This is a genomic window from Leisingera thetidis (assembly GCF_025857195.1).
GTDB lineage: Bacteria > Pseudomonadota > Alphaproteobacteria > Rhodobacterales > Rhodobacteraceae > Leisingera > Leisingera thetidis.
On record NZ_CP109788.1, the window covers coordinates 219617 to 246063 of the forward strand.

The 26447-nt window shown below is 63.2% G+C and carries 23 protein-coding genes and 1 pseudogene; 17 read left to right on the plus strand and 7 right to left on the minus strand.

Annotated features, from left to right (window positions below):
* The first annotated feature begins 17 nt into the window (after positions 1 to 17).
* Both OKQ63_RS22090 and OKQ63_RS22095 read left to right on the plus strand, forming a co-directional pair.
* A complete protein-coding gene (locus OKQ63_RS22090; RefSeq protein WP_264214004.1) occupies positions 18 to 1643 on the plus strand; it encodes an amidohydrolase in 1626 nt (541 codons plus the stop codon).
* On the plus strand, positions 1640 to 3139 hold the full coding sequence (locus tag OKQ63_RS22095) for a M81 family metallopeptidase (RefSeq protein ID WP_264214005.1): 1500 nt from the start codon (positions 1640 to 1642) through the stop codon (positions 3137 to 3139). Before OKQ63_RS22090 ends, OKQ63_RS22095 begins: the two co-directional genes overlap by 4 nt.
* Before the next feature lie 33 nt (positions 3140 to 3172).
* Here the strand turns inward: OKQ63_RS22095 and OKQ63_RS22100 are convergent, their stop codons facing one another.
* The 4 genes from OKQ63_RS22100 to OKQ63_RS22115 all read right to left on the minus strand — a co-directional run bounded on the left by OKQ63_RS22100 (position 3173) and on the right by OKQ63_RS22115 (position 6673).
* Positions 3173 to 3676 carry a universal stress protein gene (locus OKQ63_RS22100; protein WP_264214006.1) on the minus strand — a complete coding sequence of 168 codons (504 nt, stop codon included), beginning with the start codon at positions 3674 to 3676 and terminating at the stop codon, positions 3173 to 3175.
* A 17-nt stretch (positions 3677 to 3693) separates the two neighbouring features.
* Positions 3694 to 5034, minus strand: coding sequence for a TRAP transporter large permease (locus OKQ63_RS22105; RefSeq protein WP_264214007.1), 1341 nt, complete (start codon positions 5032 to 5034; stop codon positions 3694 to 3696).
* 17 nt (positions 5035 to 5051) lie between these two features.
* Complete coding sequence (locus OKQ63_RS22110) at positions 5052 to 5588, minus strand: TRAP transporter small permease (protein WP_264214008.1); 537 nt, start codon at positions 5586 to 5588, stop codon at positions 5052 to 5054.
* A gap of 71 nt (positions 5589 to 5659) precedes the next feature.
* Positions 5660 to 6673 carry a TRAP transporter substrate-binding protein gene (locus OKQ63_RS22115; protein WP_264214009.1) on the minus strand — a complete coding sequence of 338 codons (1014 nt, stop codon included), beginning with the start codon at positions 6671 to 6673 and terminating at the stop codon, positions 5660 to 5662.
* 166 nt (positions 6674 to 6839) lie between these two features.
* On the opposite strand from OKQ63_RS22115, the gene OKQ63_RS22120 reads away from it, so the two are divergent.
* Positions 6840 to 7775 carry a LysR family transcriptional regulator gene (locus tag OKQ63_RS22120; protein ID WP_264214010.1) on the plus strand — a complete coding sequence of 312 codons (936 nt, stop codon included), beginning with the start codon at positions 6840 to 6842 and terminating at the stop codon, positions 7773 to 7775.
* A 421-nt stretch (positions 7776 to 8196) separates the two neighbouring features.
* Here the strand turns inward: OKQ63_RS22120 and OKQ63_RS22125 are convergent, their stop codons facing one another.
* Positions 8197 to 8646, minus strand: coding sequence for an Lrp/AsnC family transcriptional regulator (locus tag OKQ63_RS22125; RefSeq protein WP_264214011.1), 450 nt, complete (start codon positions 8644 to 8646; stop codon positions 8197 to 8199).
* A 932-nt stretch (positions 8647 to 9578) separates the two neighbouring features.
* On the opposite strand from OKQ63_RS22125, the gene OKQ63_RS22130 reads away from it, so the two are divergent.
* The 13 genes from OKQ63_RS22130 (at position 9579) to OKQ63_RS22190 (ending at position 23777) form a co-directional block, all read left to right on the plus strand.
* Positions 9579 to 11822 (plus strand): methyl-accepting chemotaxis protein, encoded by a 2244-nt coding sequence (locus tag OKQ63_RS22130; RefSeq protein WP_264214012.1) that lies wholly within the window; start codon positions 9579 to 9581, stop codon positions 11820 to 11822.
* 131 nt (positions 11823 to 11953) lie between these two features.
* Positions 11954 to 12154: a hypothetical protein gene (locus OKQ63_RS22135; protein ID WP_264214013.1), complete on the plus strand. Its 201-nt coding sequence runs from the start codon at positions 11954 to 11956 to the stop codon at positions 12152 to 12154.
* Between the two features lie 98 nt (positions 12155 to 12252).
* The gene (locus tag OKQ63_RS22140) at positions 12253 to 13401 is read left to right on the plus strand and encodes a muconate/chloromuconate family cycloisomerase (RefSeq protein WP_264214014.1); all 1149 of its coding nucleotides are present in this window, start codon (positions 12253 to 12255) and stop codon (positions 13399 to 13401) included.
* 70 nt (positions 13402 to 13471) lie between these two features.
* Entirely contained in the window at positions 13472 to 14860 is a 1389-nt protein-coding gene (gene benA, locus OKQ63_RS22145) for a benzoate 1,2-dioxygenase large subunit (protein ID WP_264214015.1), read from the plus strand.
* Positions 14861 to 14872: 12 nt separating this feature from the next.
* The gene (gene benB / locus OKQ63_RS22150; RefSeq protein ID WP_264214016.1) at positions 14873 to 15400 is read left to right on the plus strand and encodes a benzoate 1,2-dioxygenase small subunit; all 528 of its coding nucleotides are present in this window, start codon (positions 14873 to 14875) and stop codon (positions 15398 to 15400) included.
* Positions 15401 to 15472: 72 nt separating this feature from the next.
* Complete coding sequence (gene benC, locus OKQ63_RS22155) at positions 15473 to 16495, plus strand: benzoate 1,2-dioxygenase electron transfer component BenC (protein ID WP_264214017.1); 1023 nt, start codon at positions 15473 to 15475, stop codon at positions 16493 to 16495.
* A complete protein-coding gene (gene benD, locus OKQ63_RS22160) occupies positions 16492 to 17271 on the plus strand; it encodes a benzoate diol dehydrogenase BenD (RefSeq protein WP_264214018.1) in 780 nt (259 codons plus the stop codon). Before benC ends, benD begins: the two co-directional genes overlap by 4 nt.
* Positions 17272 to 17327: 56 nt before the next feature.
* Positions 17328 to 18503: an ABC transporter substrate-binding protein gene (locus tag OKQ63_RS22165; protein ID WP_264214019.1), complete on the plus strand. Its 1176-nt coding sequence runs from the start codon at positions 17328 to 17330 to the stop codon at positions 18501 to 18503.
* 57 nt (positions 18504 to 18560) lie between these two features.
* A complete protein-coding gene (locus OKQ63_RS22170) occupies positions 18561 to 19430 on the plus strand; it encodes a branched-chain amino acid ABC transporter permease (RefSeq protein ID WP_264214020.1) in 870 nt (289 codons plus the stop codon).
* Positions 19431 to 19434: 4 nt separating this feature from the next.
* A complete protein-coding gene (locus OKQ63_RS22175) occupies positions 19435 to 20439 on the plus strand; it encodes a branched-chain amino acid ABC transporter permease (protein ID WP_264214021.1) in 1005 nt (334 codons plus the stop codon).
* Positions 20432 to 21175 carry an ABC transporter ATP-binding protein gene (locus OKQ63_RS22180; protein WP_264214022.1) on the plus strand — a complete coding sequence of 248 codons (744 nt, stop codon included), beginning with the start codon at positions 20432 to 20434 and terminating at the stop codon, positions 21173 to 21175. Before OKQ63_RS22175 ends, OKQ63_RS22180 begins: the two co-directional genes overlap by 8 nt.
* On the plus strand, positions 21168 to 21866 hold the full coding sequence (locus OKQ63_RS22185; RefSeq protein WP_264214023.1) for an ABC transporter ATP-binding protein: 699 nt from the start codon (positions 21168 to 21170) through the stop codon (positions 21864 to 21866). The genes OKQ63_RS22180 and OKQ63_RS22185 overlap by 8 nt, the downstream gene beginning before the upstream one ends.
* A gap of 24 nt (positions 21867 to 21890) precedes the next feature.
* Positions 21891 to 23777 carry an FAD-dependent monooxygenase gene (locus OKQ63_RS22190; protein WP_264214024.1) on the plus strand — a complete coding sequence of 629 codons (1887 nt, stop codon included), beginning with the start codon at positions 21891 to 21893 and terminating at the stop codon, positions 23775 to 23777.
* Between the two features lie 15 nt (positions 23778 to 23792).
* Here the strand turns inward: OKQ63_RS22190 and OKQ63_RS22195 are convergent, their stop codons facing one another.
* Both OKQ63_RS22195 and OKQ63_RS22200 read right to left on the minus strand, forming a co-directional pair.
* Positions 23793 to 24683 carry a LysR family transcriptional regulator gene (locus tag OKQ63_RS22195; protein WP_264214025.1) on the minus strand — a complete coding sequence of 297 codons (891 nt, stop codon included), beginning with the start codon at positions 24681 to 24683 and terminating at the stop codon, positions 23793 to 23795.
* A 96-nt stretch (positions 24684 to 24779) separates the two neighbouring features.
* Entirely contained in the window at positions 24780 to 25655 is an 876-nt protein-coding gene (locus OKQ63_RS22200) for a dioxygenase family protein (protein WP_264214026.1), read from the minus strand.
* A gap of 319 nt (positions 25656 to 25974) precedes the next feature.
* On the opposite strand from OKQ63_RS22200, the pseudogene OKQ63_RS22205 reads away from it, so the two are divergent.
* Positions 25975 to 26091: pseudogene (locus OKQ63_RS22205) on the plus strand (acyl-CoA thioesterase); the annotation flags it as partial.
* Positions 26092 to 26447 lie beyond the last annotated feature (356 nt).

The following is a 26447-nucleotide window of genomic DNA, read 5'->3' on the forward strand; positions in this document are numbered from 1 at the left end:
TAAAGACTGAAAAGACCATGACAAGCACATTGTATTTCAATGGCCCGATCCTGACGATGGATGCGGCCAACCCGACGCCCGAGGCGGTGCTGACCGCGGGCGGGACCATCCGCGCTGTTGGCCCGGAGGCGGACTTGCGCGCGAAAATGCCCGCGGGCACAGATGAGGTGGATTTGCAGGGTCATACCCTGATCCCCGCCTTCATCGACCCGCACGGGCATTTCCCGGATCCGGGCTTCATCCGGCTGTTCCGGGTGAACCTCGCCTCGCCGCCCAGCGGCGGCTGCCCGGACATACCCGCGGCGCTGGACCGGCTGCGGGTCAAGGCGGCGGAAACACCCGCGGGCGACTGGGTGATGGGGGTGCTGTTCGACAATACCGCCATCGCCGAAGGGCGGATGCCCACGCGCGCCGAGCTGGATAGTGTCTCCACCGACCATCCCATCTGGGTGATCCACGCCTCGGGCCATAACGGGTCTGCCAACTCGATGGCGCTGCAGCGCCACGGGGTGAGCCGCGACACGCCGGACCCCTTGGGCGGGCGTTTCGGGCGCAATCCGGAGACCGGCGCGCTCACCGGGCTGATCGAGGGCCTGTCGGCGATGGGAGAGATGGGCGACACCGATTTTCTGATTGGCCGCGAACGGTTCTGGGCGGGATTCAACAGCTGCCGGGACGAATATCTGGCGCATGGCGTCACCTATGCGCAAAACGCTTGGGCGACCCGCAAGATGCTGGAGCACTTTGCCTCGCTGCCCGCGGATCAGGATCCGAGATATGACCTGATGCTGCTGCCGATTGGCGAGCTGGAACCGGCGCTGACAGAAGGCCCGGACGCGCTGGACTGGCCGGGCAATCCGCATTTCACTCTCGGCCCGCGCAAGTTGTTCACCGACGGGGCGTTCCAGCTGCAGACCGCATACCTCAGCGCGCCCTATCACAGGCCCGTGGACCCGGCGCACCCCTGCGGGATGCCCTATGCAGATGCCGCGGAGCACCGCCGCGAGGTGAAGAAACTGCATGATCTGGGCCACCAGATCCATTGCCATTGCAACGGCGATGCGGGCGCGCAGATGTTCATCGATGCGGTGGCCGCCGCGCTGGAAGTCAACCCGAGGGCCGATCACCGCCATACGATCATCCACGGCCAGGCCCTGCGCGATGACCAACTGCAGCAGATGGCACGGCTGGGGATCACCGTCAGCTTTTTCCCGGCACATGTGCATTTCTGGGGCGACCGGCATTACGATACTTTTCTGGGGCCGGAACGGGCCGAGCGGATCTCTCCCTGTGCCTCCGCCGAGCGCTATGGCGTGCGCTACACCATCCACAACGACGCATCGGTGACGCCCACCCGGCCGATCCACCTGGCCCACTGCGCGGTGAACCGACTGACCGCCAGCGGCCGCCGATTGGGAGAGGCGCAGCGGATCAGCGCGCTGTCGGCCCTCAGGGCCCAGACCATCGACGCCGCCTGGCAGGTGTTCCAGGAGGGCACCCGCGGCTCCATCGAACCCGGCAAGCTGGCGGATTTTGCGGTGCTGAACCGAAACCCGCTGGAAGACCCGGACAGCATTGAAGCCACCAAGGTCACCCGAACCATCCGCCGCGGGCAGGTGGTCTGGGCACAGGAGCACCCATGATGCAGGCCAGACCGCGGATCGCCATTGCGGGTTTTCAGCATGAAACCAATTGCTTCGCCACCACCAAGGCCGGGCTGGCGGAGTTCGAGATGGCGGATTCATGGCCCGCCATGCTGCACGGGGCAGAGGTGATCCGTGAGACCCGCGGCATGAACCTGCCCATCGCGGGATTCGCCGCGGCGGCCGAGGCAGCTGGCATGGCACTGGCCCCCATCCTGTGGTGCGCGGCGGAGCCCTCGGCGCAGGTAACCGATGAGGCGTTTGACACCATCTGCGGCAAGCTGCTGGACGGGCTGCGCGCCGCAGGGCCGCTGGACGGAATCTTTCTCGACTTGCATGGCGCGATGGTAACCGAGAGCCACGCCGACGGTGAGGGCGAGATCCTGCGGCGGATCCGGGCGCTGGTTGGCCCTGACCTGCCCGTCGTGGTCAGCCTGGATTTACACGCCAATATCTCACCCGCGTCGGTGCAACTGGCGGATTACATCGCGATTTTCCGCACCTATCCGCATCTGGACATGGGCGGTACCGGCGCGCGCTGTGTGCCGGTGCTGCAGCGGCTGCTGAAGGGCGGGACGCTGTACAAGGCATTCCGGCAAATGGACTATCTGATCCCGCTGCATGCGCAGTACACTGACGCCACGCCGGGTGCTGCGCTTTATGCCGCGCTGCCGCCGCTGGAAGAGGCCGGCGTGCTGGCTGACATCGCGCTTGGCTTCACCGCGGCGGATTTCCCGGACACAAGGCCCTCCTGCGTGGCTTATGGAGATACGGCCGGGGCGGCCGCCAGGGCCGCGGACCACATCGCAGCGCTGTTTTCTGCGCTGGAGGCGCAGTCGGCCCATCCCATGCTGTCCCTGCAGGAGGCCGCCGCGATTGCTTGCCAGCCACGCGCGGACAAACCCGTGGTGCTGGCGGATGTGCAGGACAATCCCGGCGCCGGCGGCACCTCGGACACCACCGGGCTGCTGGCCGCACTGGCTGAGGCGGGCGCGCAGGGCGTGCTGATGGGGCTGTTTCATGACCCGCAAGCCGCCGCCGCCGCGCATGAGGCGGGGGAGGGCGGCATTTTCCGCGCCGCTCTTGGCGGGCGCTCGGGTGCGGTAGGGGACCAGCCTTTTGAGGCGGCGTTTCAGGTTGTGGCCCTTGGTGACGGCACCTGCCGCTACACCGGCGAAATGTATGGCGGCGGGGTGGCCACGCTGGGCCTGACAGCCGCGCTTAGGCTGCACGGGTCAGAGGCGGATATCACCCTGGTGGTGACCAGCATCCGCAACCAGTGCCTGGACCTGGCGCATTTCACCCATATCGGGCTAACGCCCCAGGGCTTCAGCACCATCTGCGTGAAAAGCACCGCCCATTTCCGCGCCGATTTCGAGCCGGTGGCCAGTGCCGTCTACCCGGTGGCCGCGCCCGGCGTCTTCCCTTGCGATCTGGCCAAGGTTCCTTACAGAAACCTGCACCCGGACGTCAGAACCGCCCCTGCAAAGGGCTGACACCTCGTCAGGGGGCGCCGCTTGCGGGGAGGATCAATCCTCAGCTTCACCGTTCTGATAGGGCACCACCAGCGTCGGGATCTGCGAGCGCCGCAGGACGCGCTTGGCCACCGTGCCCAGGAAGGTGTGGGAGAACCCGTGGTCATGGGCGCCCAGCACGATCAGGTCGCAGCCCAGCTCGACCGAGCGGCGCAGGATCACCTCCGCCGGGTGGCCGTCGGTCACCTCAACCGAGGAGACCTGGTCGCGGATCCTGGCGTCATCGCCCTCAAGCGCTGCCCAGAACCGGGCCTGGCGCTCGGCCAGCACCTGCTTGACCATCTCGTGGCGGCGCTTGGCTGCGGTCTTGCGGGTCTCGTCGTTCAGCACAAACATCTCGAACGTGATGCGGGCATCTTCCGAAATCGGTTCATTCACGTGCAGCACGTGGATTTCTGCCCCTGTCGCCAGCGCCAGGCTGGCGGCATGGCGCAGCGCGTAGGTGGAATTGTGCGACAGGTCGGTGGCAAACAGAATGCTGGTGATCATTGGTTTCATGCCGGTCTCCTTTCCCATCAGTAGCCAAACAGCCGTGGCAGCCACAGCGAGATTTCCGGGAAGAAGGCGATGATGAAAATCGCAATCGTGTTCACCGCGGCAAAGGGCAGGGCGCGCAGCGAGATCTGCTCGATCGAGATATTGGAAATTCCCGAGGCGATGAACAGGTTCTCCCCCAAGGGCGGCGTCTGGAAGCCGATGCCCAGGGTGCAGACCATGACCACGCCGAAATGGATCGGGTCGATGCCGACCGAATAGGCCACCGGCAGCATCACCGGCACCAGGATCAGAATCGTTGCCAGGGTTTCCATGAACATGCCGACAAACAGCAGGAAGAAGATGATCAGCGCCCAGATGACATAGAGGTTCTGGGTGAAGCTGAGCATCGAGTCCGCAATCAGCGCCGGGATCTGGTTCTCCACCAAGAGGCGGCCGAACACGGTGGCGGTGAACAGGATCAGCAGCACGCGGCCGGTGAGCCAGGTTGTGGCCTCCAGTGATTGGAACAGCGACGACCAGGTCAGCTCGCGGTAGATGAAGACGCCGATCACGAGGGTGTAGAAGATCGCCACGATGGCAGCCTCGGTCGGAGTGAAAAAGCCGGTGTAGATGCCGCCCAGGATCACCAAGGGCGCCATCAGCGACCAAAACCCGCGATACATTTCGCAGCCCACGTTGCGGATCGACCAGCCATCGGCGGAGCCCTTGTAGCCGCGTTTCCTGGACATGAAGAAGTTCAGGATCAGCAGGCTGGTGGCGATCAGGAAGGCGGGCATGAAGCCGGCGATGAACAGTTTCGAGATCGAGACCGACTGGAAGGTGCCGAATTTCTCCACCGCCTCCGGCGGCGGCGCCATGCCGAGGGCGGCAATGCCGAAGATCACCATCGGGATCGACGGCGGGATGATGATGCCAAGGCCCCCGGAGGATGCGGTGACGGCAGAGGCATAGCCGCGCTCATAGCCGCGGTTGATCATCGCCGGGATCATCAGCATGCCGACGGCGGCAGTGGTGGCGGGGCCAGAGCCGGAGATGGCGCCGAAGAACAGGCAGGCCATCACGGTCGCAGCGGAAATGCCGCCGGTGAACGGCCCGGCCAGGCTTTCGGCCACATTGATCAGGCGTTTGGAGATCCCCGCGGCCTCCATCAGCGCGCCGGCCAGAATGAACGCCGGCAGCGCCATCAGCGGGAAGGAGCCCACCGAGGTAAAGGCGATCTGCACGAACTTGATCGGGTTCTCGTCCAGATAGAGGAACGAGATCAGCGACGACACCCCCAGCGCAACCGTGATCGGCGCGCCGAGCAGCAAAAGCACCAGAAATGATCCAAACAGGATCGTGACGATTTCGGTTTCCATTGTCCTGTCCCTCCCTTTTATATGCGGCTGTCAGCGCCAGCGGCGGCCTTGATCTCGTCAAGGTCGATTTGGTCGGGATCGTGGATGTCCTCGCCGCGGATCAGCTTGCGGTAATTCACCTGCAGGATGCGGATGGTCATCAGCGTGAACGCAATGGGAAGCACCATGTAGATGTATTTCATCTCGATGCCCAAGGTCTGCGACTTCCAGAACTTGTTCATCTTGTTGAAGACGAAATCGGTGGCCAGCCACAGGAAATAGCAGTTGAAAAACAGCCAGAACAGGTCGGCAAAGGCCTCGATGTACTTGATCCAGCCCGCGGGCAGGAACTTGAACTGGAAGGTGACCCGGTTGTGCGCGCCCTTTAGCGCCGCATAAGAGGCCCCGAAGTAGACAAACCAGACAAACATGTAGACCGAGAGTTCCTCGATCCAGGAAAACGAATGGCCGAACACCTCGCGCGAGACGATCTGCACAAACAGCAGAACGACAAAGCCGGACAGCAACAGGCGGCAGATATAGCTTTCTATATTGTCCAGGAATTTCCAGAACATGATGGTCTCCTCCCCTGTGCAGAGCAGCGCGGGAGGCGCTGCCCCGTTGTTTTTATGGAGTTGCCGGAGGCTTACTGTACCGGGTCGCGGCCGATGGCGGTCAGCACCGCGTTCATCTTTTCAACACCGCCGATAGAGTCGTAGAACTTGGGCCACACTGCTTCGGTTGCCAGCTGGATGAATTCAGCTTCATCGTTTTCCGGGTCCACGATGGCCATGCCCTTGGCGGTCAGCTCTTCCTTGATCGCGGCTTCGCTGTCACGCAGGAACTGGGCCGATTTCAAGGTGGCTTCCTGGCCCGCGTCCAGGATGATCTGCTGGTCTTCGGCGCTCAGCTCCTGGAACACCGCCTCGGAGACGATCAGCGGCTCGATCGAGAAGATGTAGCGCAGGTTGGTGACGTGGTTCTGCACCTCGTAGAACTTCATCGCGTTGATCGTCATGTAGGGGTTGTCCTGACCGTCAACCACCTTGGTCTGCAGGCCGGTGAAGGTCTCTGACCAGGCCATCGGAGTCGGGTTGATGCCCCAGGACTTGTAGGTTTCGATCATGATCTCGTTCTTGGGAACGCGGATCACCAGATCCTGCAGGTCGGCAACCGTTGTGACGGGTTTTTTCGAGTTGGTCAGGCGGCGGAAGCCGGTATAGGTCCAGGCGATGATGCGCACGCCGGCGTCCCGCAGGGTGTTCTCGGTCAGCTCCTGGCCGATCGGGCCCTGGGTCAGGGTTTCGGCGTCTTCCAGCGACAGGATCACATAGGGCAGGGTGAACACGCCCACGGTCGGCGAGAACGGGGTGACGTTGTTGATGGCCAAGAGCGACATGTCCAGGGTGCCGATGGCGGCCTCGTTGACGGTGTCCTGCTCGGAGCCCAGCTGGCCGTTCAGGAACAGGGTTGCGGTGTGCTTGCCGCCGGATTTCTCTTCCAATGCCTCAACAAAGAATTTGCCGGTGGCTTCCTGCGGGCTGCCGGCGCTGTCGCCGACGGCGATCTTGAAATTCTTGGCGGACACCGCACCGGCGGTCAGCATCGCGGCGGCAGAAACGGCTGCGGTCAGCGTGCAGACCTTTTTGAAAAATGACATGACTTCCTCCCGTATTGTCATCTGAAGCCAAGGCGCGGGCCGGCCCGCCCTCCACAGCGTCACTGCCAGTCTGATCCGCACTTGGTCTGCGGGAAGCTACATTGCGTTTTATGTTTCGGGAATGTAAACTTATGAAAGCAAGGTTTCATATATATCGAACTTAATAATGGCCCGTAAATCCCACATCAAACATGTCGCTGATGCGGACCTGAAGCTGCTGAGGGTGTTCAAGGCAGTTGCCGAAAGCGGCGGACTGGCGGCGGCCGAAAGCGAGCTGAACATCGGTAAGTCGACGATCTCGAAATACATCGCCGACCTGGAACTGCGGCTGGATCTGAAGCTGTGCAACCGCGGCCCGGCGGGGTTTTCGCTGACCGATGATGGCATCAAGGTGCTGAAATCCGCCGAAGGCCTGCTGACATCGGTGTCGGACTTCCGGGCCGAGGTGAATGAAATCAAGCAGCAGCTGGCGGGCACCATCCGGATTGCCCTGTTCGACCAATGCGCCTCCAACCCCGAAGCCTTTGTTCCGGGCGGTATCCGCGCATTCAACCGGGCGGCCCCGTCGGTGGAGATCGATCTGTCGCTGGAGCCGCCCAACGTGATCGAGACCAAGGTGATCGGCGGTGCGCTCGACATCGGCATTCTGGCGCTGCACCGGCCGTCTCCCAGCCTCGTTTACATGCCGCTTTACGGGGAGAACATGTTTCTCTACTGCGGCAGGGGGCATCCGTTCTTTGATTGCGACCACGCCAGCCTGGGGCTGAGCGATGTTCAGGCGATGAATTACGCGGGCATCCGGGTGAACTCGCCAAACCTGCATGTGGGGCAGAAACTGGGCTTCCGCCGCGCCGCCAAGGTGCAGAACGAACAGGCGCTGGCGATCCTGATCATGTCGGGCAGCTATCTGGGGTTCCTGCCGGATCACCTCGCGGCGGGCTTTGTCGGCAACGGCCTGATGAAGAAAGTGCTGCCGGAGGAAATCTTTTACCGCAGCCAGTTCGCTGCCGTCACCCGCAGGCGGCCGGCCGTGAACCGCATCACCAAACTGTTTCTTGATACTCTGGTTGCAGTCCACTCCGGACAAGCGGCGGAGGTGTGACGCAGTTCTGACACCATCGAGCTGAATCCAATAGGGGTGGTGGCCGGATCCTGCTCGCCTGCAAGCGCGGCATTTTCCGGGCTGCCCCCTCTCGTCAGATTTGGCTCTGCGGACCCGGCAAGACGCTACAGCAGTGCTGCGGACGCGGCTCCATGCTGCCCTAAGCCGGTTCACACTATTCCGGGCTCGGTCCGATGTTTGCAGGCTGGATGCGGATAATCCGGGCTCATTCGCAGAATATCCGGGTTTGATACCATGCGGGACATGGGTGTGCTTGACCCGCTGGAGGCACACCGGCCGCCCATTTACTGCCTGCAGCGGCAGGACCTGAACGGGCTGCTGCTGGGGTTTGGCTGCCCTGGCGAAGACAGCGTCCCTGCGGCGGTGCCAGCCCGATGCGATTGCCCGCCCGGGGCCTGACCTAGATGATGTCCAGCGACACCTTGACACGGTCCATCACCACTGAAGAGGTGAAGCGGCTGACATTGGATTCATCAAAGAAATGTTCCTGCGTAAAGGACTCGTACTCCTTGATGTCCCTGACAATGACCACAAGGATGAAATCGGCTTCTCCTGTTGTGTAATAGCATTGCTGCACTTCCTTGGCCCGGCGCATCTTGCGCTTGAAAGCGTCCAGATGCATTCGGCTTTCACGCTCCAGCATCACTTGCACGATCACGGTCATCTCCCGCCCCAGCCGGACCGGGGACAGGATGGCGATTTCCTTCTCGATCACACCGGTATCGCGCAGTTTCTTCAGCCGTTTCTGAACTGCGGGCGCGGACAGGCCGATCTCGTGGCTTATGGCCTCAGCCGTCAGCTGCGCATTGGACTGGATCAGCCGGAGAATATCGTAGTCTTTTTCATCCATGGCTGATTTTTCGTCTGATGCCGCCCGAATGACAACTTTTTTCGTCATCGCGCCGCGCCACGCGATGGCACTAGGACCTTTCAGGCACGGTGCTGCATGGATCCGGTCCTGAAGAAAAATCCGCGCACAGGAAACCCAGGCAGGTCAGCCGCTTGGGCTGGCTTTCGCAGTATTCTCAGGGCACCAGAACCCACTCTTGCGGCCGAGCATTGCCAGTTTCCCGGGAGAAGCAGCCTCACGCATGCCTGCGATCGTTAACGACTGCCGGGCGCCAGTGCTGAGCGCCGGCGCGATCATTTCTGCCTGGCCCCGGAAACTCTAAGTTCGGCCATTTCCCGAATGTCCGGTGACATAGTGATACGGCCGCCCCGCCGGCCCGCGGACATGAGGGAGGCTGAACGCCGCAACTGAACCGGCTGGCCGGTCAAACGCTGCCGTAACCGGAACTGGTTGTCTTGCCCAGGTCTGAACCCTTCTCGGATGCTGAGGACCGGTTGCAAAGCGGCCGAAATGACCATCCGTTGCACCGCGGCGGCGGCGGCGGCGGCCCGTGCCCGGGCAAGGGTTCCTGGCGCGGGCGCGGCCAGAACGTTACCCTGTCCCAGCAGAAGCTTAATAGGCAAGCTCAGGCTGTTTTCAGCACCTCATGAAAGAATGTCAAATATGAGGAAATTGCAGCAGAACGTTTTGCGGCATCGAATATTGCACCCACGGGAAGAAATTTTTAGTATAACGTATTAAAACAAAGCCTTACGTAGAGTTATCTGCCATTTTCTCAAGCAGGTGATTTGCGGCACCCTTGACGCAAAGATTCCGGAAAACTTCATTTGCGGTAGACTTGCGGTACACACTTTTTCAGGACTTTTCTGATTAACACTCCTGCATGTGCCGGCGCCTGCCGGAACACCGCCGAATGCAGGAGAGATTCGCCAATGCCCCGGACCGCAAAGCTGCCATTGAAACTGAAGCTGCCATTGATCATGGTCACGCTGACGGGGGCGTTCCTCGTCACCGTATCTTTGCTGGTCTACTCAATGGCTGAGCGCAGCATACGGGAAAATGCCTTTGCCGCCCAGGAGATTGAGGCCAAATCCGGAGCCCAGGCGCTGACGTTCCTGATCAAGGCGGCCCGCTCCGATGTCTCCAGCCTGGCAGGCCAGCCCGCGGTATTCCGGGCAATCGGCAATTTCGAACGGGTGATCGGCATGGTCGAGGAAGACGATCCGGTGGCCTATTTGAAACAGACCTATTCGGCCGCGAACCCGCATCCCGCAAACCATCGGGAGGAACTGACGGATGCCGGCGACGGCAGCTATTACAACCAGTCGCATGTCACCTACCATCCAACCTTTCTGCAAAGCCTGCGCCTGAATGGCTATCAGGATCTCTATTTGATCAGCGCCGCGGGGCAGGTGGTCTACACGGTCAAGAAACAGGGGGATTTCCTGACCTTTATCCAAGAGGAAGACACCAGTGGACTGGCCCAGGTGTTTGACGCCGCATTGCAGGCAGAGGCCGGCACGGTGGTGGCCGCGGATTTTGGCACCTACAGCCATGGCGCGGATGGCGGCGCGGCCTTCATGGCCGCCCCGGTGTTCTCCAAACGCAATGAAGTGGTCGGGGTGATCGCGGTGCAGCTGGGCAGCGCAGACATCGTCAATGCACTGACCAGCAATCTGTCGGGCGGCACCCATCAGAACATCTTTTTGGTCAGCAGCGACGGCTTGGCCCGCAGCCCGTCCTCGGTGCCCGGGCTGTTCCCGGTTCTGCAGCAGATGCCGGACAGGCCGCAGATCCAGGCGGCGAAAGCCCGCGAAGCAGGCCAGTTCGAGGCAGTTGCCTCGTCGCTGAATGAACGCGCCATTGCCCAGGTAATGCCCCTGGACCTGCCCGGGTTCGACTGGTCTTTGGTGCTGGAAACCGATGAACGCACCGCCTTTGCCGTGGTCGAACGCATCCGCCTGACTGCTGCCGGGCTGATCGGTGCGGCGCTGCTGGCAGCCATCGGGGTGTCCTGGCTTGCGGCGCGCAGCGTCACCCGCCCGATTCACGCGCTGCGGGACGCCACCAACGCGCTGGCGGACAGCAATTACGATACCGGAATTCAAGGCCGTGACCGGGGCGATGAGCTGGGCGACCTGGCCCGCAGTCTCGACACGTTCCGCGGCAAACTGAAGGAGGCTGATGCTGCCGCGGCGCGGGAGGTCGAAGCCGCCCGCCACACCGCCGCGGTGGTCGACAGCATGAGCGCCGCCCTGTCCGAGCTGCAGCGCGGCAACTTGGCCTGTGACATCCGGGTGCCGTTTGACGGCCATTACGAAACCCTGCGGGAAAATTTCAACCGCAGCCTGGACCGCTTGCGCGTCTCGATGGGCGAGGTTGTCGGAGCGGCCGAAAATGTCGGGCGCTTCTCCGAAGAACAGCGCGGCTCCGCCACGGAAATGGCCCACCGCACCGAAAGCCAGGCCGCCACGCTGGAAGAAACCGCAGGCGCAATCCGCGAATTGACAGGCGGCATCCGTTCCACCGCCGAACGGGCAAGCCGGATGGATGAGACCATGCGCGGGGCGCGCAGCGAAGCGGAGCAGAGCACCGAAGTGGTGACCTCCGCGGTCGCGGCAATGGATCAGATCCAGGAAGCCTCGGCGGAAATCTCCAAGATCATCAACATGATCGACGACATTGCCTTCCAGACCAACCTGCTGGCACTGAACGCCGGGGTCGAGGCCGCACGGGCCGGGCAGGCAGGCGCGGGTTTTGCCGTCGTCGCATCCGAGGTCCGGGCCTTGGCGCAACGGGCCTCCAATGCCGCCGGCCAGATAAAGGGGCTGACCAGCGCCAGCGAGGAACATGTGGCAAATGGCGTCTCCATGGTGGGCCGTGCCGGGGACGCGCTGACCAGCATCATAGAGCAGGTCTCGGCGGTCTCCGGGCTGGTCACCGAAATCGCCGATGGCGTGCGCGCGCAGTCGCGCGGGCTGGAAAAGATCGACGGCGCCATGCATCAGCTCGACAGCATGACCCAGCAGAACGCCGCCATGGCCGAGGAGGCCGCCGCCGCCAGCCAGCTGCTGCAGAATGAGTCGCACAGCCTGACAGGTATTGTCGGCCGGTTCGATCTCGGCGGTGCGGCCAGCCCAGGGAGCGCAACAGCGCCCCATCGCCTGAGCGCCTGAGCGCCTGAGCGCCTGAGCGCCTGAGCGCCTGAAGACGGCATGGCTGGCCGGGATTGAGCCGGCCAGGGGTTCTATGCGGCAATCATGCTGACAATGCGCCCGATCGCTCTTGCGGCTTTTCACAAACCGCAGTGACAGTTTTGCTCGCACATCACCGCAGGTCTGATGCCGATCGCTTGGAGGCGCATATCCGCACGCTTGGCGAGGTCACAGAGGGCATCGCCGCAGGCGGCATGGATTTTGCTCTGACATCCCCCCCAAGCCCGGCAGTCTTCCAGAACCTGACGGACGCGCTGCTGACGGCTGACCTGGGGATTGGCCGCTGCCTGTGACTTGTCAGGGTATCACCCAAGACCCGTCCCATCATCGACAGCGACCGTCACCCGCGGGCAACCTGCAGGCCAACGAAACCTGTAGATGTGGTGAAGCCGTGACAAAGATCGACCAGATCGAGTCCATAATCCTCGATATCCCGACCATCCGCGGCCATGTGCTTTCGATGACCACGATGCAGACACAGACGGCTGTGCTGGTCAGGATCAGGTTTGCCGACGGCTCAGAGGGGATTGGCGAAGGCACCACCATCGGCGGCCTGAGCTACGGGGCGGAAAGCCCTGAAGGCATCCAGTCCGCCATCGACACCTACATCGCACCGGTCCTTCTGGGGCGCAGCGGCGATGACGTGAACGGTGCAATCCAGCTGATCGACAGGCTGGTCAAAGGCAACCGCATCGCCAAAGCCGCGGTCGAGATCGCGCTTTGGGACGGTTTGGGCAAACGCCTCGGCGTGCCGGTATCCCGGCTTTTTGGCGGTGCCGTGCATGATCGGCTGCCCGTTGCCTGGACGCTGGCTTCGGGCAATTCCGGCACGGATATCGCAGAAGCGCAGGAGATGCTGAGCACCCGCCGCCACAACATCTTCAAGCTCAAGATCGGCAAGCGGCCGGTGCGTGAAGACGTGGCCCATGTCGCCCGGATCAAGGCGGCCGTGGGCGATGCCGCCAGCGTGCGGGTCGACGTCAACGCGGCCTGGTCGCTGCAGGATGCCCGCTGGGGCCTGAAAGGGCTGCAGGATGCCGGGTGCGAACTTGTCGAACAGCCCGTACAGCCGCGCTACCGCAAGGCAATGGCGGAGCTGACCAGCGGATATGAAATCGCGATGATGGCGGACGAGGCGCTGAACGGCCCCGAAGATGCGCTGGCGGTCGCTGCCGCCAAGGCCGCGGATGTCTTTGCCATCAAGGTTGCGCAGTCCGGAGGACTCAAGCGGGCATCCGAGGTGATTGCCGTGGGCCAGGCGGCCGGGCTCGGGCTGTACGGCGGCACCATGCTGGAAACCGGGCTCGGCACTGCCGCGGCCCTGCAGCTGTGCGCAACGGTCGAGACACTGCAGTGGGGCACCGAATTCTTCGGGCCGCTGCTGCTGACCGAAGACATCCTGGCCGAGCCCGTCCGCTACCGCGATTTTTGCGTCGAAGTCCCGAAGAAACCCGGCATCGGCGCGGTGCTCGACCCCGACAAGATCGCCTTTTTCCGCCGCGGCAGCAGCCGCGTCATGAAGGCCGCGGCCGGCGTCTGACCGGCGGCACGACATCAAACCCAGCCCTGCGCAGCAACACGCTGCGCGGCAGTCAGGAGGAGGACGACTGATGTTCACCCAATCCAATCTCGATGAATTCCAAGCCCGTCTGGACGGCGCAATCCAGGACGACCCGGAAAACGGTGTGTTCCGCTGCCGCCGCGATATCTTCACCGACGAAGACTTGTTCGAGCTCGAACTGAAGCACATTTTTGAAGGCAACTGGATCTATATGGCGCATGAAAGCCAGATCCCGGAGCCGGGCGATTATTTCACGCTGCATATGGGCCGCACGCCGGTGGTCATCACCCGCGGCAAGGACGGAGAGCTGAACGCGCTGGTCAACGCCTGCTCGCATCGCGGGGCGCAGCTGTGCCGCTTCAAGCGCCGCAACCAGAAGACCTTCACTTGCCCGTTCCACGGCTGGACTTTCTCGAACACCGGCAAGCTGCTGAAGGTGAAAGACCCCAAGGGCGCCGGCTACCCGGAGCAGTTCAACAAGGACGGCAGCCACGATCTGACCAGGGTTGCCCGGTTCGAGAACTACCGCGGATTCCTGTTCGGGTCGCTGAATGCCGATGTCCAGCCGCTGAAGGACTATCTGGGCGAGGCCCGCAAGATGATCGACATGATCGTCGATCAGGCCGATGAAGGGCTGGAAGTGCTGCGCGGGTCTTCGACCTACACCTATGACGGCAACTGGAAGCTGCAGGCCGAAAACGGCGCCGACGGTTATCACGTCTCAGCCGTGCACTGGAACTACGTCGCCACCACCGCGCACCGCACCGACGACGGCAAGGAGGACGCGATCAAGGCAACCGATGCCTCGAAATGGGCCAAGCAGCGCGGCGGGTTCCATGCTTATGAAAACGGCCACATTCTGCTGTGGACCCAGTGGGCCGACCCGACCAACCGCCCGGGCTATCCGCGGCTGGAGGAATGGACCGAAAAGCACGGCAGGACCAAAGCCGAATGGATGGTGGGCGTGCTGCGCAATCTCTGCCTCTATCCCAACGTGTTCCTGATGGACCAGTTCAGTTCCCAGATCCGGGTGTTCCGGCCGATCAGCGTCAACCAGACCGAAGTCACCATATATTGCATCGCGCCCAAGGGCGAGAGCCAGGAAGCCCGCACCCGCCGCATCCGCCAGTACGAGGACTTCTTCAACGCCTCCGGCATGGCGACGCCGGATGACACCGAAGAATTCCGGGCGACGCAGCGCGGCTATGCCGGTGCCGCACACGCCAAGTGGAACGACCTGACCCGCGGGGCCACCCAATGGATCAAAGGCCCCGATGAGGACGCCGCGGCTCTGGGCATCAATCCGGTTCTGTCCGGCGCCCGCACCGAGGACGAAGGCCTGTTCGTCATCCAGCACAGCAACTGGTCCGATCGCATGGGCGAAGCCATCGCCAAGGAACGCGGCACCGCGCCCCAAGCGCGCACCGCGGCCGAGTGAGGAGGAAATTACATGAGCACGATGACACTGGAACGCACCGATACAGCCGCCGGGATGGATTTTGAGGAGGTCCAGGCTTTTATCTATGCCGAGGCCCGCGCCCTTGACGACCGCGACTGGGACACCTGGCTGACATTCTATCATCAGGACTGCCCGTTCTGGATGCCCGCCTGGGACGACTTCGACGAGCTGACGGAGGATCCGCAGACCGAGATGTCGCTGATGTACTATCCCAACAAGCAGGGCATCGAAGACCGGGTGTTCCGGATCAAGACCGACCGCTCGTCTGCCACCTCGCTGCCCGAGCCGCGCACCAACCACAATATCGCCAATATCGAGGTGGTGAGCCGCGACGGAGCCGAAATCCGCCTGCGCTTCAACTGGCACACGCTGAGCTACCGCTACGGCGGCACCGACCAGCATTGGGGCACGTCGTTCTACACGATCGATACCAGCGGACCGAAGCCCCTGATCACCGACAAGAAGGTGGTGCTGAAGAACGATCACATCCACCACGTGATTGATGTCTACCACATCTGATCCCGCCTGGCCGGATCAGACGCAATCTCCGCGCACGGACATGCCGGTGCGCGGCCAAGGGAGGAGCATGCCATGACAACCTACAATGTTGCCCTGAACTTCGAAGATGGTGTTACCCGCGTCATTCAATGCGGCGCCGACGAAAAGGTGACCGATGCCGCTTTCCGCCAGAAGATCAACCTGCCGATGGATTGCCGTGATGGCGTCTGCGGCACCTGCAAGTGCTTTGCCGAAAAGGGAGAATACGAGCTGGAATTCTACATGGACGAGTCGATGAGCGCCGCGGAGGCTGAAGAGGGCTATGTCCTCACCTGCCAGATGGTCCCGGAAAGCGACTGCGTGCTGCGGGTGCCGGCATCCTCGGCGGTGTGCAAGACCGCGCCGGAAGCGGTCGAGGGCGAGGTTCTGGGCGTCGACATTCTGTCGGAAACGTCTTTTGGCCTGCGGGTGAAACTGGCAAAGCCGCTCGGCTTCCTGCCTGGCCAGTATGTGAACGTGACCGTCCCGGGCAGCGGCCGGCACCGGTCCTACTCCTTCTCGTCGGCACCCGGATCGGATGAACCCACGTTCCTCATCCGCAACCTGCCGGGCGGCGTGATGAGCAGCTATCTCGGCGCGCGCGTGCAGCCGGGTGATGCTGTGACCCTGACCGGCCCGATGGGCGCCTTCTACCTGCGCCCGGTCGAGCGCGCGCAGCTGTGGCTGGCGGGCGGCACTGGACTTGCGCCGTTCCTGTCAATGCTGGAGCAGGTGGCGGAGCAGGGGACGGATCATCCCATCCTGCTGTACTACGCGGTGACCCGTACCGCCGACCTGGTGGAGCTGGACCGGGTGAACGAACTGGCCGGAAAGATCGGCAACATCACTGTCATTACGATCCTCGCAGCAGAAGAGGACGCACATGAGCGCAAGGGGTTTGTCACCGATCACGTGACCGCCGATGATCTCAATGGCGGCGACTGCGATGTGTATCTTTGCGGCCCGCCACCGATGGTTGATGCGGTGCGGGGCCACTTCAGCAAGCTGGGGGTCGAGCCTGCGAATTTCTACTTTGAGAAGTTTAATCCGACCGAAGCAGAGGCGGAAGCCGCATGACCCGCCGGTTTGAGGACAAGGTGATGGTCGTGACCGGCGCGGCCCAGGGCATCGGCCGACGGGTTGCCGAACGGGCCGCGGCGGAGGGCGCCCGGGTGCTGATCGTGGACCGCTCCCCCGCGCGCGAAGAGGCGGCGGAGATGATCCGCAGCGCGGGCGGCGCGGCGCGGGCAGTCTCGGTTGACCTTGAAACCTGGGAGGGCTGCGCGGAGGCGATGCAGGCCGCTATGGACCTGTGGGGCCGGATCGACATCCTGGTCAACAATGTCGGCGGAACGATCTGGGCCAAGCCGTTTGAGCATTACGATCCCGGGCAGATCGACGCCGAAGTGCGCCGGTCGCTGTTCCCGACGCTGTACTGCTGCCGCGCCGCGCTTGAGCATATGCTGCCGCAGGGCTCGGGCGTGATCGTCAACGTGTCGTCCATCGCCACGCGCGGGTTGAACCGCGTGCCTTACGCGGCGGCCAAGGGCGGTGTGAATGCAATCACGGCGAGCCTGGCCTGGGAAGTGGCCGAACGCGGCATCCGCGTAGTGGCCGCCGCCCCGGGCGGCACCGAGGCGCCGCCGCGCGTCGTGGCGCGCAACCCCAATGCCGAGGAAGAACAGCGCGAGGACTGGTACAAGACCATCGTCGATCAGACGGTGCAGTCGTCGCTGATGAAACGCTACGGCACGCTCGACGAACAGGCCGGCCCGATCCTGTTTCTGGCGTCGGAGGACGCATCCTACATCACCGGCGTCACGGTGCCGGTGGGGGGCGGAGATCTCGGCTGACGCCGAGCCGGGCAGGCCCTGAGGAGGGGCCGCAATACCAACAGGAGGAAATCACAATGAAACGCGCAATCCTGGCGGCCCTCGGGCTCGCCACCAGTCTCGCTGTGCCTGCAGCCGCGGAGGAGAACATCAAGGTCGGCCTGCTGCTGCCGTTCTCGGGCGTCTATGCCGCGCTTGGCAATGACATCGAAGCGGGCTTTGCCGTGGCCCTGGAACAGTTCGGCAGCGAAGCCGGCACCGGTTTCGACATTGTCCGCGAAGACACCGAAGTGAAGCCGCCGGTGGCGCTTGGCAAGGCCAAGAAGCTGATCCTGCAGGACAAGGTCGATGTGATGGCGGGGATCGTCAGCTCAAGCGTTCTGGGTGCCGTGCGCGACACCGTGCATGGCGCCGGGGTGCCGCTGATCGTGGCCAATGCCGGAAATGACGAGGCGACCGGCACCAGCTGCTCGCCCTATATCACCCGGATGTCCTTTTCCAACGGGCAGGTGAACCGGCCGATGGGGCAGTGGATGCATGATCAGGGCATCCGCAAGGTCTATACCCTGGCTCCGGACTACGCGGCGGGCCGCCAGATGATCGGCGGCTTCGTCGAGAGCTTCACCGCCGCGGGCGGCGAGATCGCCGGGCAGGAGTTCACCCCGTTCCAGAAGACTCAGGATTTCGGCCCCTACCTGGCGCAGGCCAAGGCCAGCGGTGCCGATGCCGTCTATGTGTTCTATGCCGGCGGCGAGGCGATTTCCTTCGTCAAGCAGTACGACAGTTTCGGGCTGAAGGCGGATCTGCCGCTGTATGGCTCCGGCTTCCTGACTTCTCCGCTGTATGTCAACGCCGAAGGCCCGGCCGCCGAGGGCGTGATCACCGCGCTGCACTACGTGCCGACACTCGACAACGCCGCCAATGCCGCCTTTGTCGCGGCTTTCCAGGCCAAGACCGGGCGTCTGCCGTCGGAATTCGCCGTGCATGGATATGACGCAGCCCGGGCGCTGATCGAGGCGGCCAAAACCGGTGCTCACGACCGGGCATCGCTGGCTGAAGCCCTGCGCCAGGTCAGCTTTGACGGGCCGCGCGGCAAGCTGTCGATCGACCCGGCGACCAACAACATCGTGCAGCCGGTCTACGTCTACGAGACTGTAGCGGCCGAAGGCGGCCTGACCCAGAAGGTGCTGGCCGAACTGCCCGCCGAGGCCGATCCGGCAAACGGCTGCGAGATGGCGCCGGTTTCCAACTGACGATGCCCGCCCGGCCGTCCCAGCACGGCCGGGCTTTCAATCCGAGGAGGGCCTTTCATGGCACATGATCTTGGTTTCTGGATGCTGCAGGCGCTGAATGCGCTCCAGCTGTCCATGCTTCTATTCCTGCTTTCCATCGGCCTGACAGTGATCTTCGGGCTGATGCATTTCGTCAACCTCGCGCATGGATCGCTTTATGCGCTGGGGGCTTACTTTGCCGCCTCGCTGGCTGCCATCGGCGGCTACTGGATGGGGTTCTTCCTGGCTCCGGTTGCGGTCGCCGGGGCAGGCGTGCTGCTCTACTCCGGGCTGATCAAGCGCATGCGCAACTCCGGTCCGATGGCCCAGGTGCTGGTCACTTTCGGCCTGATCTTTGCGCTGCTCGACGTCACCCGGTTCTTCTGGGGCGATCTCGCCCTGGCGATCGAAATTCCCGCCATTCTGGACGGCCGCCTGACCTTCCTGGGCATTGAATACCCGGCCTACCGGCTATTCATCATTGCCTTGGGGCTTGCCATCTTCGCAGCGCTGGCCGTCGTTCTGGACCGAACCCAGATCGGCGCAATGATCCGCGCCGGGGTCGACAACGATGCCATGGCGGCCTGCCTCGGCATCAATGTCGAGCGGCTGTTCTTCATCGTTTTCTGCGTCGGCTGCGGGCTGGCCGGCCTGGCGGGCGCGGTTGCGGCGCCGCTGCTCAGCGTGACGCCCGACATGGGGCTGCAGATCCTGATCCCGACGCTGATCGTCATCGTGATCGGCGGGCTGGGCTCGCTCAAGGGGGCCATCGCCGGCTCGCTGGTCTACGGCTTTGTGCAGACCTTCGGCGCGGTTCTGGCCCCGCAGGCTGCTTCTGTCCTGATCTACGCGCTGCTGGCAGCAGTCCTAGTCATCAAGCCTGCGGGCCTGTTTCCGGCGAAAGGATAAGCCGATGTTCCATCACACCTCTCTGCGCTGCGCCGTGCTCGGCCTGCTGGCTGCCGCGGCCCTCTTCCAGGCCCTCACCGCCGAATACTTCGGACTGGAAATCCTCACCGAAATCCTGATCCTCGCCATGCTGGTGCTGGCGCTCGACATCGTGGCCGGATTTGGCGGCATGGTCTCGCTGTGCCATGGCGCGCTGATGGGCGGCGGCGCCTATGCCTATGCGCTGTTGTCGGCAAAGGCCGGTCTTCCGCCCCTGGCCGCCATGGCCGGGGCGGCCGCCGTGACCGGCGCCGCCGCCTGGCTGATCGGCGCGGTCTGCGCGCGCAGCCACGGCATTTATTTCATCATGGCGACGCTCGCCTTTGGACAGATGGCCTATTCCTATGTATTCGAAGCACCGGTTTTCGGCGGCGACGACGGGCTGGGCGGCATTCCGCGGCTGGATCTGAGCCAGATCGGGATCGACCTGTCCGGCAGCCGCGGATTTGCCCTGTTCTGCCTGGCCGTTCTGGCCGCGGTCTACGGCACCGCGGTTCTGATCCTGCGTTCGGGGCTGGGCCGGTCGCTGTGCGGTGTGAAGCACAATGAACAGCGCATGCGCGCGCTTGGCCTGACGGTCTGGCGCGTCAAGGCGGATGTATTCGGCCTCTCGGGCATGATCGCGGGACTTGCCGGGGCGCTGGCGGCGCAGCACATCATGTATATCTCGCCGGGCCTGCTGAGCTGGACGGTCTCCGGCGAGGCGCTGGTGGTCGTGATCCTGGGCGGGCTCGGCACGCTGGTCGGGCCGCTGGTGGGCGCTGCCGCTTTTTTGCTGCTGAAACATGAGCTGAGCGCGGTGACACCCTACTGGCACCTTGTTGTGGGCGCCATCCTGATCGCCGTCGTGATGAGCCGCGCAAACGGGATTGTCGGCTGGATCGAGGCCCGCTGGGGCGGGCGGGGCGATCGCCGGGCGGCGGAGGCTGCGCGCAAACAGAAGTCCGAGGAGGTGCTGGGCGATGCTTGAGACACGCAATCTGGACAAGAGCTTTGGTGCGGTTCACGTCACGCGTGACGTGTCGCTGAAACTGGAGCGCGGCGAGCGCCGCGTCATCCTGGGGCCGAATGGCGCGGGCAAGACCACTCTGTTCAACCAGCTAGCAGGCGAGCTGGCACCGGGCAGCGGTTCGGTGCATCTGGCGGGAGAGGACGTCACCGCGCTGTCGGTTGCCAAACGGGCCCGCCGCGGTCTGTCGCGCAGCTACCAGAAGAACACGCTGTTCGACGGGCTGACGGTTGAGGAAAACCTCGGCCTTGCTGCCGCCGTGCACACCGGCAACGCCACCCGGCTCTGGGCGGACAGCCTAGCGTTGCCGGAGGTGCGCGAAATCATCGGGGATGTGGCGCATCAGGTCAGCCTGGCACCATATCTCCACGCCAGGGTATCCGGGATCAGTTATGGCGTGCGGCGCCAGCTTGAAGTCGGCGTGGCGCTGGCAGCACGGCCCAAGGTGCTGCTGATGGACGAACCCACCAGCGGCGTCGGGCCGGAAATGTCCAAAGACTTTCACAGCCTGCTGAACAATCTTCCGCGCGACCTGACCCTGCTCATCATTGAGCATGACATGGATCTGGCCTTTGATGTTGCCGATACAATCACCGTGCTGAACTACGGCGAAGTGGTCTTTGACGGCCTCCCCGAGGCAGCGCGCCGGTCGAAACTGCTGCAGGAAATCTATCTGGGGAGCTGGGAAGATGCTTGAATTGAACGCTGTCGAGTCCGGCTACGGGGAAACGCAGGTTCTGCACGGCCTGTCGCTAACCGCGCAGCAGGGCCGGGTTCTGGCCATTCTGGGCCGCAACGGGGCCGGCAAGTCCACCACGCTGAAAACCATCATGGGACTGCTGCCGCTGACATCGGGCGGGATCGTCTTTGACGGCCAACCGGTCTCCGGCCGCCCCTTTGAGATTGCCAAGAGCGGCATAGCCTATGTCCCGGAAACCCGCGACATCTTCCCGTCACTGACCGTGCGCGAAAACCTCGAGATTGCCGCTTGGCGGTTCAGCCGCGCCGGCTCAGGCTGGACGATGGAACGGGTGCTGGAGCTGTTTCCGCGCCTGGGCGAACGGATGGGCAACGGCGGCGCCCAGCTATCGGGGGGCGAGCAGCAGATGCTGGCGATTGCGCGCGCCTTGCTGATGAACCCGCGGCTGCTGATCCTGGATGAGCCGACCGAGGGGCTGGCCCCCATCATCGTCAAACTGATCCACGACAAGCTGCAGGAATTGAAGACAGATGGTCTTTCGATGCTTATTGTCGAGCAGAATTTTGGCTTCGCCACCTCCTTGGCGGACGATATCATCGTGATCGGCAAGGGCGAGGCTGTCTGGAGCGGCAGCGCGGAGGACATCCGCGCCGACGATGACGTGCAGCACAAATGGCTTGGCGTCTGATCCGCAACCGGAGGCAAGAAATCCATGCAATATCACCTGAACGGCTTCCGCCCCGGCGATCCCAGGTTGGCTGAAGCCGCGCCGGGCGCGGAACAGCGCCGGCAGAACAAGCTGCCCGAATACGCCGACGTTCTGATTGTCGGAGCCGGTCCGGCGGGCCTTACCCTGGCCGCGCAGCTGTCGGCTTTTCCGGACATCGCCACCTGCATCGTCGAACGCAAGGACGCGCCGATGGAAAAAGGGCAGGCGGACGGCGTCTCCTGCCGGTCGATGGAAATGTTCCAGGCCTTCGGCTTTGCCGGGCAGGTCAAGCACGAAGCCTATTGGGTGAACGAGGCGGCCTTCTGGAAACCCGGCCGCGATGGCGGCATCGTGCGCAACGGCCGCGTGCAGGATGTGGAGGACGGCTTGAGCGAGATGCCTCATGTCATCCTGAACCAGGCGCGGGTGCATGACATGTACCTGGACGTCATGCGCAACTCGCCGACCCGTCTGGCACCGGACTACGGCCGTCAGATGACGGCGCTGTCGATCGGCCCGGAGGCCGAGGATTACCCGGTGACGGTTACTCTGGAGCCGGCCGGGGGCGGGCAGGGCACCGAGACTGTCCGGGCCCGCTACGTTGTTGGCTGCGACGGGGCCCGCAGCGCGGTGCGCAAGGCTATCGGGCGGCAGCTGACCGGCGAGGCGGCCAACCAGGCCTGGGGTGTGATGGATGTGCTGTGCCACACCGATTTTCCGGACATCCGGCTCAAGTCGCTGGTGCGGTCGGCCGATCAGGGCACCATTCTGATCATCCCGCGCGAAGGCGGCTATCTGGTGCGCCTCTACATCGAAATGGACAAGCTGGCAGCGGACGAGCGGGTGGCAGACCGCAAGATCGCCATCGAAGACCTGATTGCCGCCGCCAAGCGCATCTTTGCCCCTTACACGTTCGAGGTGAAGGAGGTCGCCTGGTGGTCGGTCTACGAAATCGGCCAGCGTCTGTGCGGCAAGTTCGACGATGTCCCGGCAGGCGCTGAAGACAGCCGCCTGCCGCGCGTTTTCATCGCGGGCGACGCCTGCCACACCCATAGCCCGAAGGCCGGGCAGGGGATGAACGTGTCGATGGGCGATGCGTTCAATCTCGGCTGGAAACTGGCAGCGGTCCTGCGCGGTCAGGCCCGGCCGCAACTGCTGCACAGCTATTCCGCCGAACGGCAGGGCGTGGCGCAGGATCTGATTGATTTCGACCGCGAGTGGGCAAGGATCATGTCCGAACGCGCAGACACCGGCGGCGGCGCGGAAACGCCGGCATTCCAGAAACACTTCATCAAACACGGGCGCTACACGGCAGGCGTGGCCGTGCGCTATGCCCCATCCGTGCTGACGGGCAGCGGCGATCATCAGGCGCTGGCCCAAGGCTTCGGGATCGGAACCCGCTTTCATTCCGCACCGGTGGTCCGGTTCTTCGATGCCAGACCTATGCAACTGGGCCATGTGGTCAAAGCGGATGGCCGCTGGCGCGTTTTCGTCTTTGCCGGCGAAGATGCCGGACCTGATGCGCTGTTCAGCTTTCTCGCCAGTGATCCTGCGTCACCGCTTCTGCGCTGGACGCCGCCGGAGTCGGATCCCGACAGTGTGATCGATCTGCGTGCGGTCTATCCCGGTCATCACCATGATCTGGACGCAGCCCGGCTTCCGGCACTGCTGAAACCGCAAAAAGGGCAGTACGGGCTGACCGATCATGAGAAGGTTTTTTGCGCCGACCAGCGTCCCGGCCGTGACATCTACGATTTGCGCGGGATCAACCGGACAGCGGGCTGTGTGGTGGTGGTGCGGCCCGATCAATATGTAGCCGATGTGCTGCCTGTCGCAGCAGCAGCCGGGCTGGCCCGCTATTTCGAAAGGATCATGCAGCCCGCCTCCTGACCGGGCGCGGGACCGTCACAAAACCTTGCGGGCAACTTTCTGCGCGATGCGGACAAAATTCTGGACGTGCACACCCTGCTCGTCCAGGCGATAGTTCACCGCCAGTACCGTGCGGGCGATCTCCGGCTCGATCCTGAGGAATTTCATCCCCTTGCGCGGGGCCGAGGCCACCGACTCGGGCACGATGCAGACACCCTCTTCCACGGAAACAAGGCTGAGCGCAGTTTGAAGATCCATGCACCAGACACGCAACGGGACTTCGAACCCGGCTTCCATGCATGCATTCAGGACGAAATCGGCATAGCTGGGCCGCGGGTATTCCGGATAGAGGATCAGGTTGTGTGTCTGCAGCCGCTCCAGCTTGGCAATGCTGCGCCCGCCAGTGTCCACCACATCCGGCAGCGCCAGGATCAGCTTTTCCTCCATCAGCTCCTTGGTCAGGAATTCAGGGTCCTGCAGGGCGGGACGGGCAAAGGCCACGTCCAGCTCGCGCGAGACCAGCGCCCGCTGCAGCTGCGCGTTGTTCATCGGGATCAGGCAGAGGTTCACTTCCGGAAAATTCTTGCGGTAGGACTTGATGATGTTGGGCAGGATTCCAAAGGTTGCGGACCCGACGAACCCGATGCGCAGCCGCCCCTCAGCGCCCTGGCCCAGCCTGCGGACTTCCAGCCGCGTGTCATCCAGCTGTGCCAGGATCGACTTGCCGCGCTCCAGCAGCCGCTCGCCCGCCTGGGTCAGCGTAATCGCGCTGCGGCCGCGGTTGAAGAGGATTGCCTGCAGCTCTTCTTCCAGCTGCTTGATCTGGCGGCTCAGCGGCGGCTGCGCCATGTCCAGCCGCTCTGCGGCGCGCCCGAAATGCAACTCTTCCGCGACCGCAATGAAATAGGTCAGCTGCTTGAAGTTCATGCCGTATGCTCCCCCGAAGGTCATCCTAGCGCGATGCGGCCCATCAAACAAAGACCCCCGGATACCGGGGGCCCGTTTTCAGGGAGGATGGGGCGGCTACTCCGCTGCGACGGCCTGCGCACCGGCACTGTCTTTCAGCACAAAGTCGAATTCGAAGTGCAGATCGGTGCCAAGTTCCTTGGGCGCCGGCTTGAATTGTCCGATCAGGCTTTCCTTCACTGCAAACACACTGTCATCATCCAGCCACTTGCTGTCGGCGTCGTAGATCTGGCTGATCAGCGGGCGGTAGCCGTCCTTCGAGATGATAAAGTGCATGTGGCCCGGGCGGTTCGGGTGGTGGCCCATGAAACGCAGCAGCTCGCCCGCGGTTTCGTCGTCCGGGATCGGGTAAGGCACCGGCCGCACGGCAACAAACGCATAATGCCCGTTCTCGTCGGTCTCGAACCGGCCGCGCAGGTTGTATTCGGGTTGGTCGGGATCGAGGTTCTCATAAACCCCGTTCGGCGCATCCTCCCAAACGTCAAGGGTCACGCCGGCGATGCCGCTGCCGTGCTCATCCTTGACATACCCTTCGAAATAGGCTGTTTCCTCGTTTTCAAAGTGCTTCTGGATCGTCGAAGCGCCTTTCGGCAGCACCGGCGGGTTTTCACGGTAGAACGGGCCGAGCACGGTCGACTCGCTTTCGTTACCCTCGATCGGGTTGGTCATCATGTCGACCAGCACTTCGACCCCGAGGATGTCGCCCAGAAGAATGAATTCCTGGCGGTTGTCGTCACACAGCTTGCCTGCACGCGCGAGATAGTCGCAGGCCCCAAGGAATTCACTGTGCTGCAGCTTCACGTCCTTGATGAAGGCATGCAGGTGTTTGACCAGCGAGGTCATGATCTCACGCTGGCGGCCGGTTACGCCGCCGTGCTTGCCGAGACTGTCGATGACGACGCCGGTGATATTGTCTTGGTTGACGATGCCCATGGGTTGTTCCTCCTCCTGGCAATCTAGGGTCCGAGCTGGGATCCAGGTACGGACCGTTTTACCGCCCGCACGCTTGCCAAACAGACTTCCCCAACCCGCGCTTCGCACCAATGCCTGCAGCGGTATCGGGTGATACCGCACCAAATCTCTTTGGTCCTCAGGGCGCGCTGGCAACAAAGACCCATATGTGCGCGGCAATGCATTTGCCGGCCTTCGCCGCCGCCGCTCTAAAGGCGTGGGCGAAGGCGTCTTGGAGCCGCGCCACGAGGTTCTTTTGCGCAATGCGTTCCGGGTTGATCCGGGCAAGCGCGGTGAATTCGACGCGCCGTTTACCGGCAATGGCCGAGGCTTCAACCGGGGCGCCATTTACGCGGAAGACGGCCAATTGGTTGCCAGTGTTGCACAGGAAGGTTTGCTTCGGCCATTAAGGCATTGAATTTGCAGTGAAATGAAGTTCGGCATGCATACGGTGGCAGCATCTGCATGCCAATAGATTTAACATAACCACTATTACGTGGTTTTAGTTGCGCGCGCAAAGCTGAACTGTCACCCTTTTGCAATTCAGAAGTGTCCCTCCCGCCTGCCATGTCAGACAGAAGTGCCAAAATTCGGCGTGAAAGAGCGTCAGTGCCCTCTGCGGCCAATCCGGCCGGTTCCACTTGGAAGACGTGATGCCCGCTCCTTTGCGGTCAATGGTGCGCGTGCGGCGGAAGCCCACTTGGTCCCGCACTGTGCGCGCCTGCGGCCGGCGTCGCGATGGGCAGCCAAAGATCTCCCCGGCTGCTCTCTCCC

Coding starts and splice junctions, on each gene's coding strand:
- OKQ63_RS22095 (WP_264214005.1), top strand. CDS start 1,640: ATGATGCAGGCCAGACCGCGGATCGCCATTGCGGGTTTTCAGCATGAA.
- OKQ63_RS22165 (WP_264214019.1), top strand. CDS start 17,328: ATGAAACGCGCAATCCTGGCGGCCCTCGGGCTCGCCACCAGTCTCGCT.
- benA (WP_264214015.1), top strand. CDS start 13,472: ATGTTCACCCAATCCAATCTCGATGAATTCCAAGCCCGTCTGGACGGC.
- OKQ63_RS22100 (WP_264214006.1), bottom strand. CDS start 3,676: ATGAAACCAATGATCACCAGCATTCTGTTTGCCACCGACCTGTCGCAC.
- OKQ63_RS22190 (WP_264214024.1), top strand. CDS start 21,891: ATGCAATATCACCTGAACGGCTTCCGCCCCGGCGATCCCAGGTTGGCT.
- OKQ63_RS22125 (WP_264214011.1), bottom strand. CDS start 8,646: ATGGATGAAAAAGACTACGATATTCTCCGGCTGATCCAGTCCAATGCG.
- OKQ63_RS22110 (WP_264214008.1), bottom strand. CDS start 5,588: ATGTTCTGGAAATTCCTGGACAATATAGAAAGCTATATCTGCCGCCTG.
- OKQ63_RS22115 (WP_264214009.1), bottom strand. CDS start 6,673: ATGTCATTTTTCAAAAAGGTCTGCACGCTGACCGCAGCCGTTTCTGCC.
- OKQ63_RS22195 (WP_264214025.1), bottom strand. CDS start 24,683: ATGAACTTCAAGCAGCTGACCTATTTCATTGCGGTCGCGGAAGAGTTG.
- OKQ63_RS22120 (WP_264214010.1), top strand. CDS start 6,840: ATGGCCCGTAAATCCCACATCAAACATGTCGCTGATGCGGACCTGAAG.
- OKQ63_RS22180 (WP_264214022.1), top strand. CDS start 20,432: ATGCTTGAGACACGCAATCTGGACAAGAGCTTTGGTGCGGTTCACGTC.
- OKQ63_RS22185 (WP_264214023.1), top strand. CDS start 21,168: ATGCTTGAATTGAACGCTGTCGAGTCCGGCTACGGGGAAACGCAGGTT.
- OKQ63_RS22105 (WP_264214007.1), bottom strand. CDS start 5,034: ATGGAAACCGAAATCGTCACGATCCTGTTTGGATCATTTCTGGTGCTT.
- OKQ63_RS22175 (WP_264214021.1), top strand. CDS start 19,435: ATGTTCCATCACACCTCTCTGCGCTGCGCCGTGCTCGGCCTGCTGGCT.
- OKQ63_RS22200 (WP_264214026.1), bottom strand. CDS start 25,655: ATGGGCATCGTCAACCAAGACAATATCACCGGCGTCGTCATCGACAGT.
- benC (WP_264214017.1), top strand. CDS start 15,473: ATGACAACCTACAATGTTGCCCTGAACTTCGAAGATGGTGTTACCCGC.
- benD (WP_264214018.1), top strand. CDS start 16,492: ATGACCCGCCGGTTTGAGGACAAGGTGATGGTCGTGACCGGCGCGGCC.
- benB (WP_264214016.1), top strand. CDS start 14,873: ATGAGCACGATGACACTGGAACGCACCGATACAGCCGCCGGGATGGAT.
- OKQ63_RS22170 (WP_264214020.1), top strand. CDS start 18,561: ATGGCACATGATCTTGGTTTCTGGATGCTGCAGGCGCTGAATGCGCTC.
- OKQ63_RS22130 (WP_264214012.1), top strand. CDS start 9,579: ATGCCCCGGACCGCAAAGCTGCCATTGAAACTGAAGCTGCCATTGATC.
- OKQ63_RS22090 (WP_264214004.1), top strand. CDS start 18: ATGACAAGCACATTGTATTTCAATGGCCCGATCCTGACGATGGATGCG.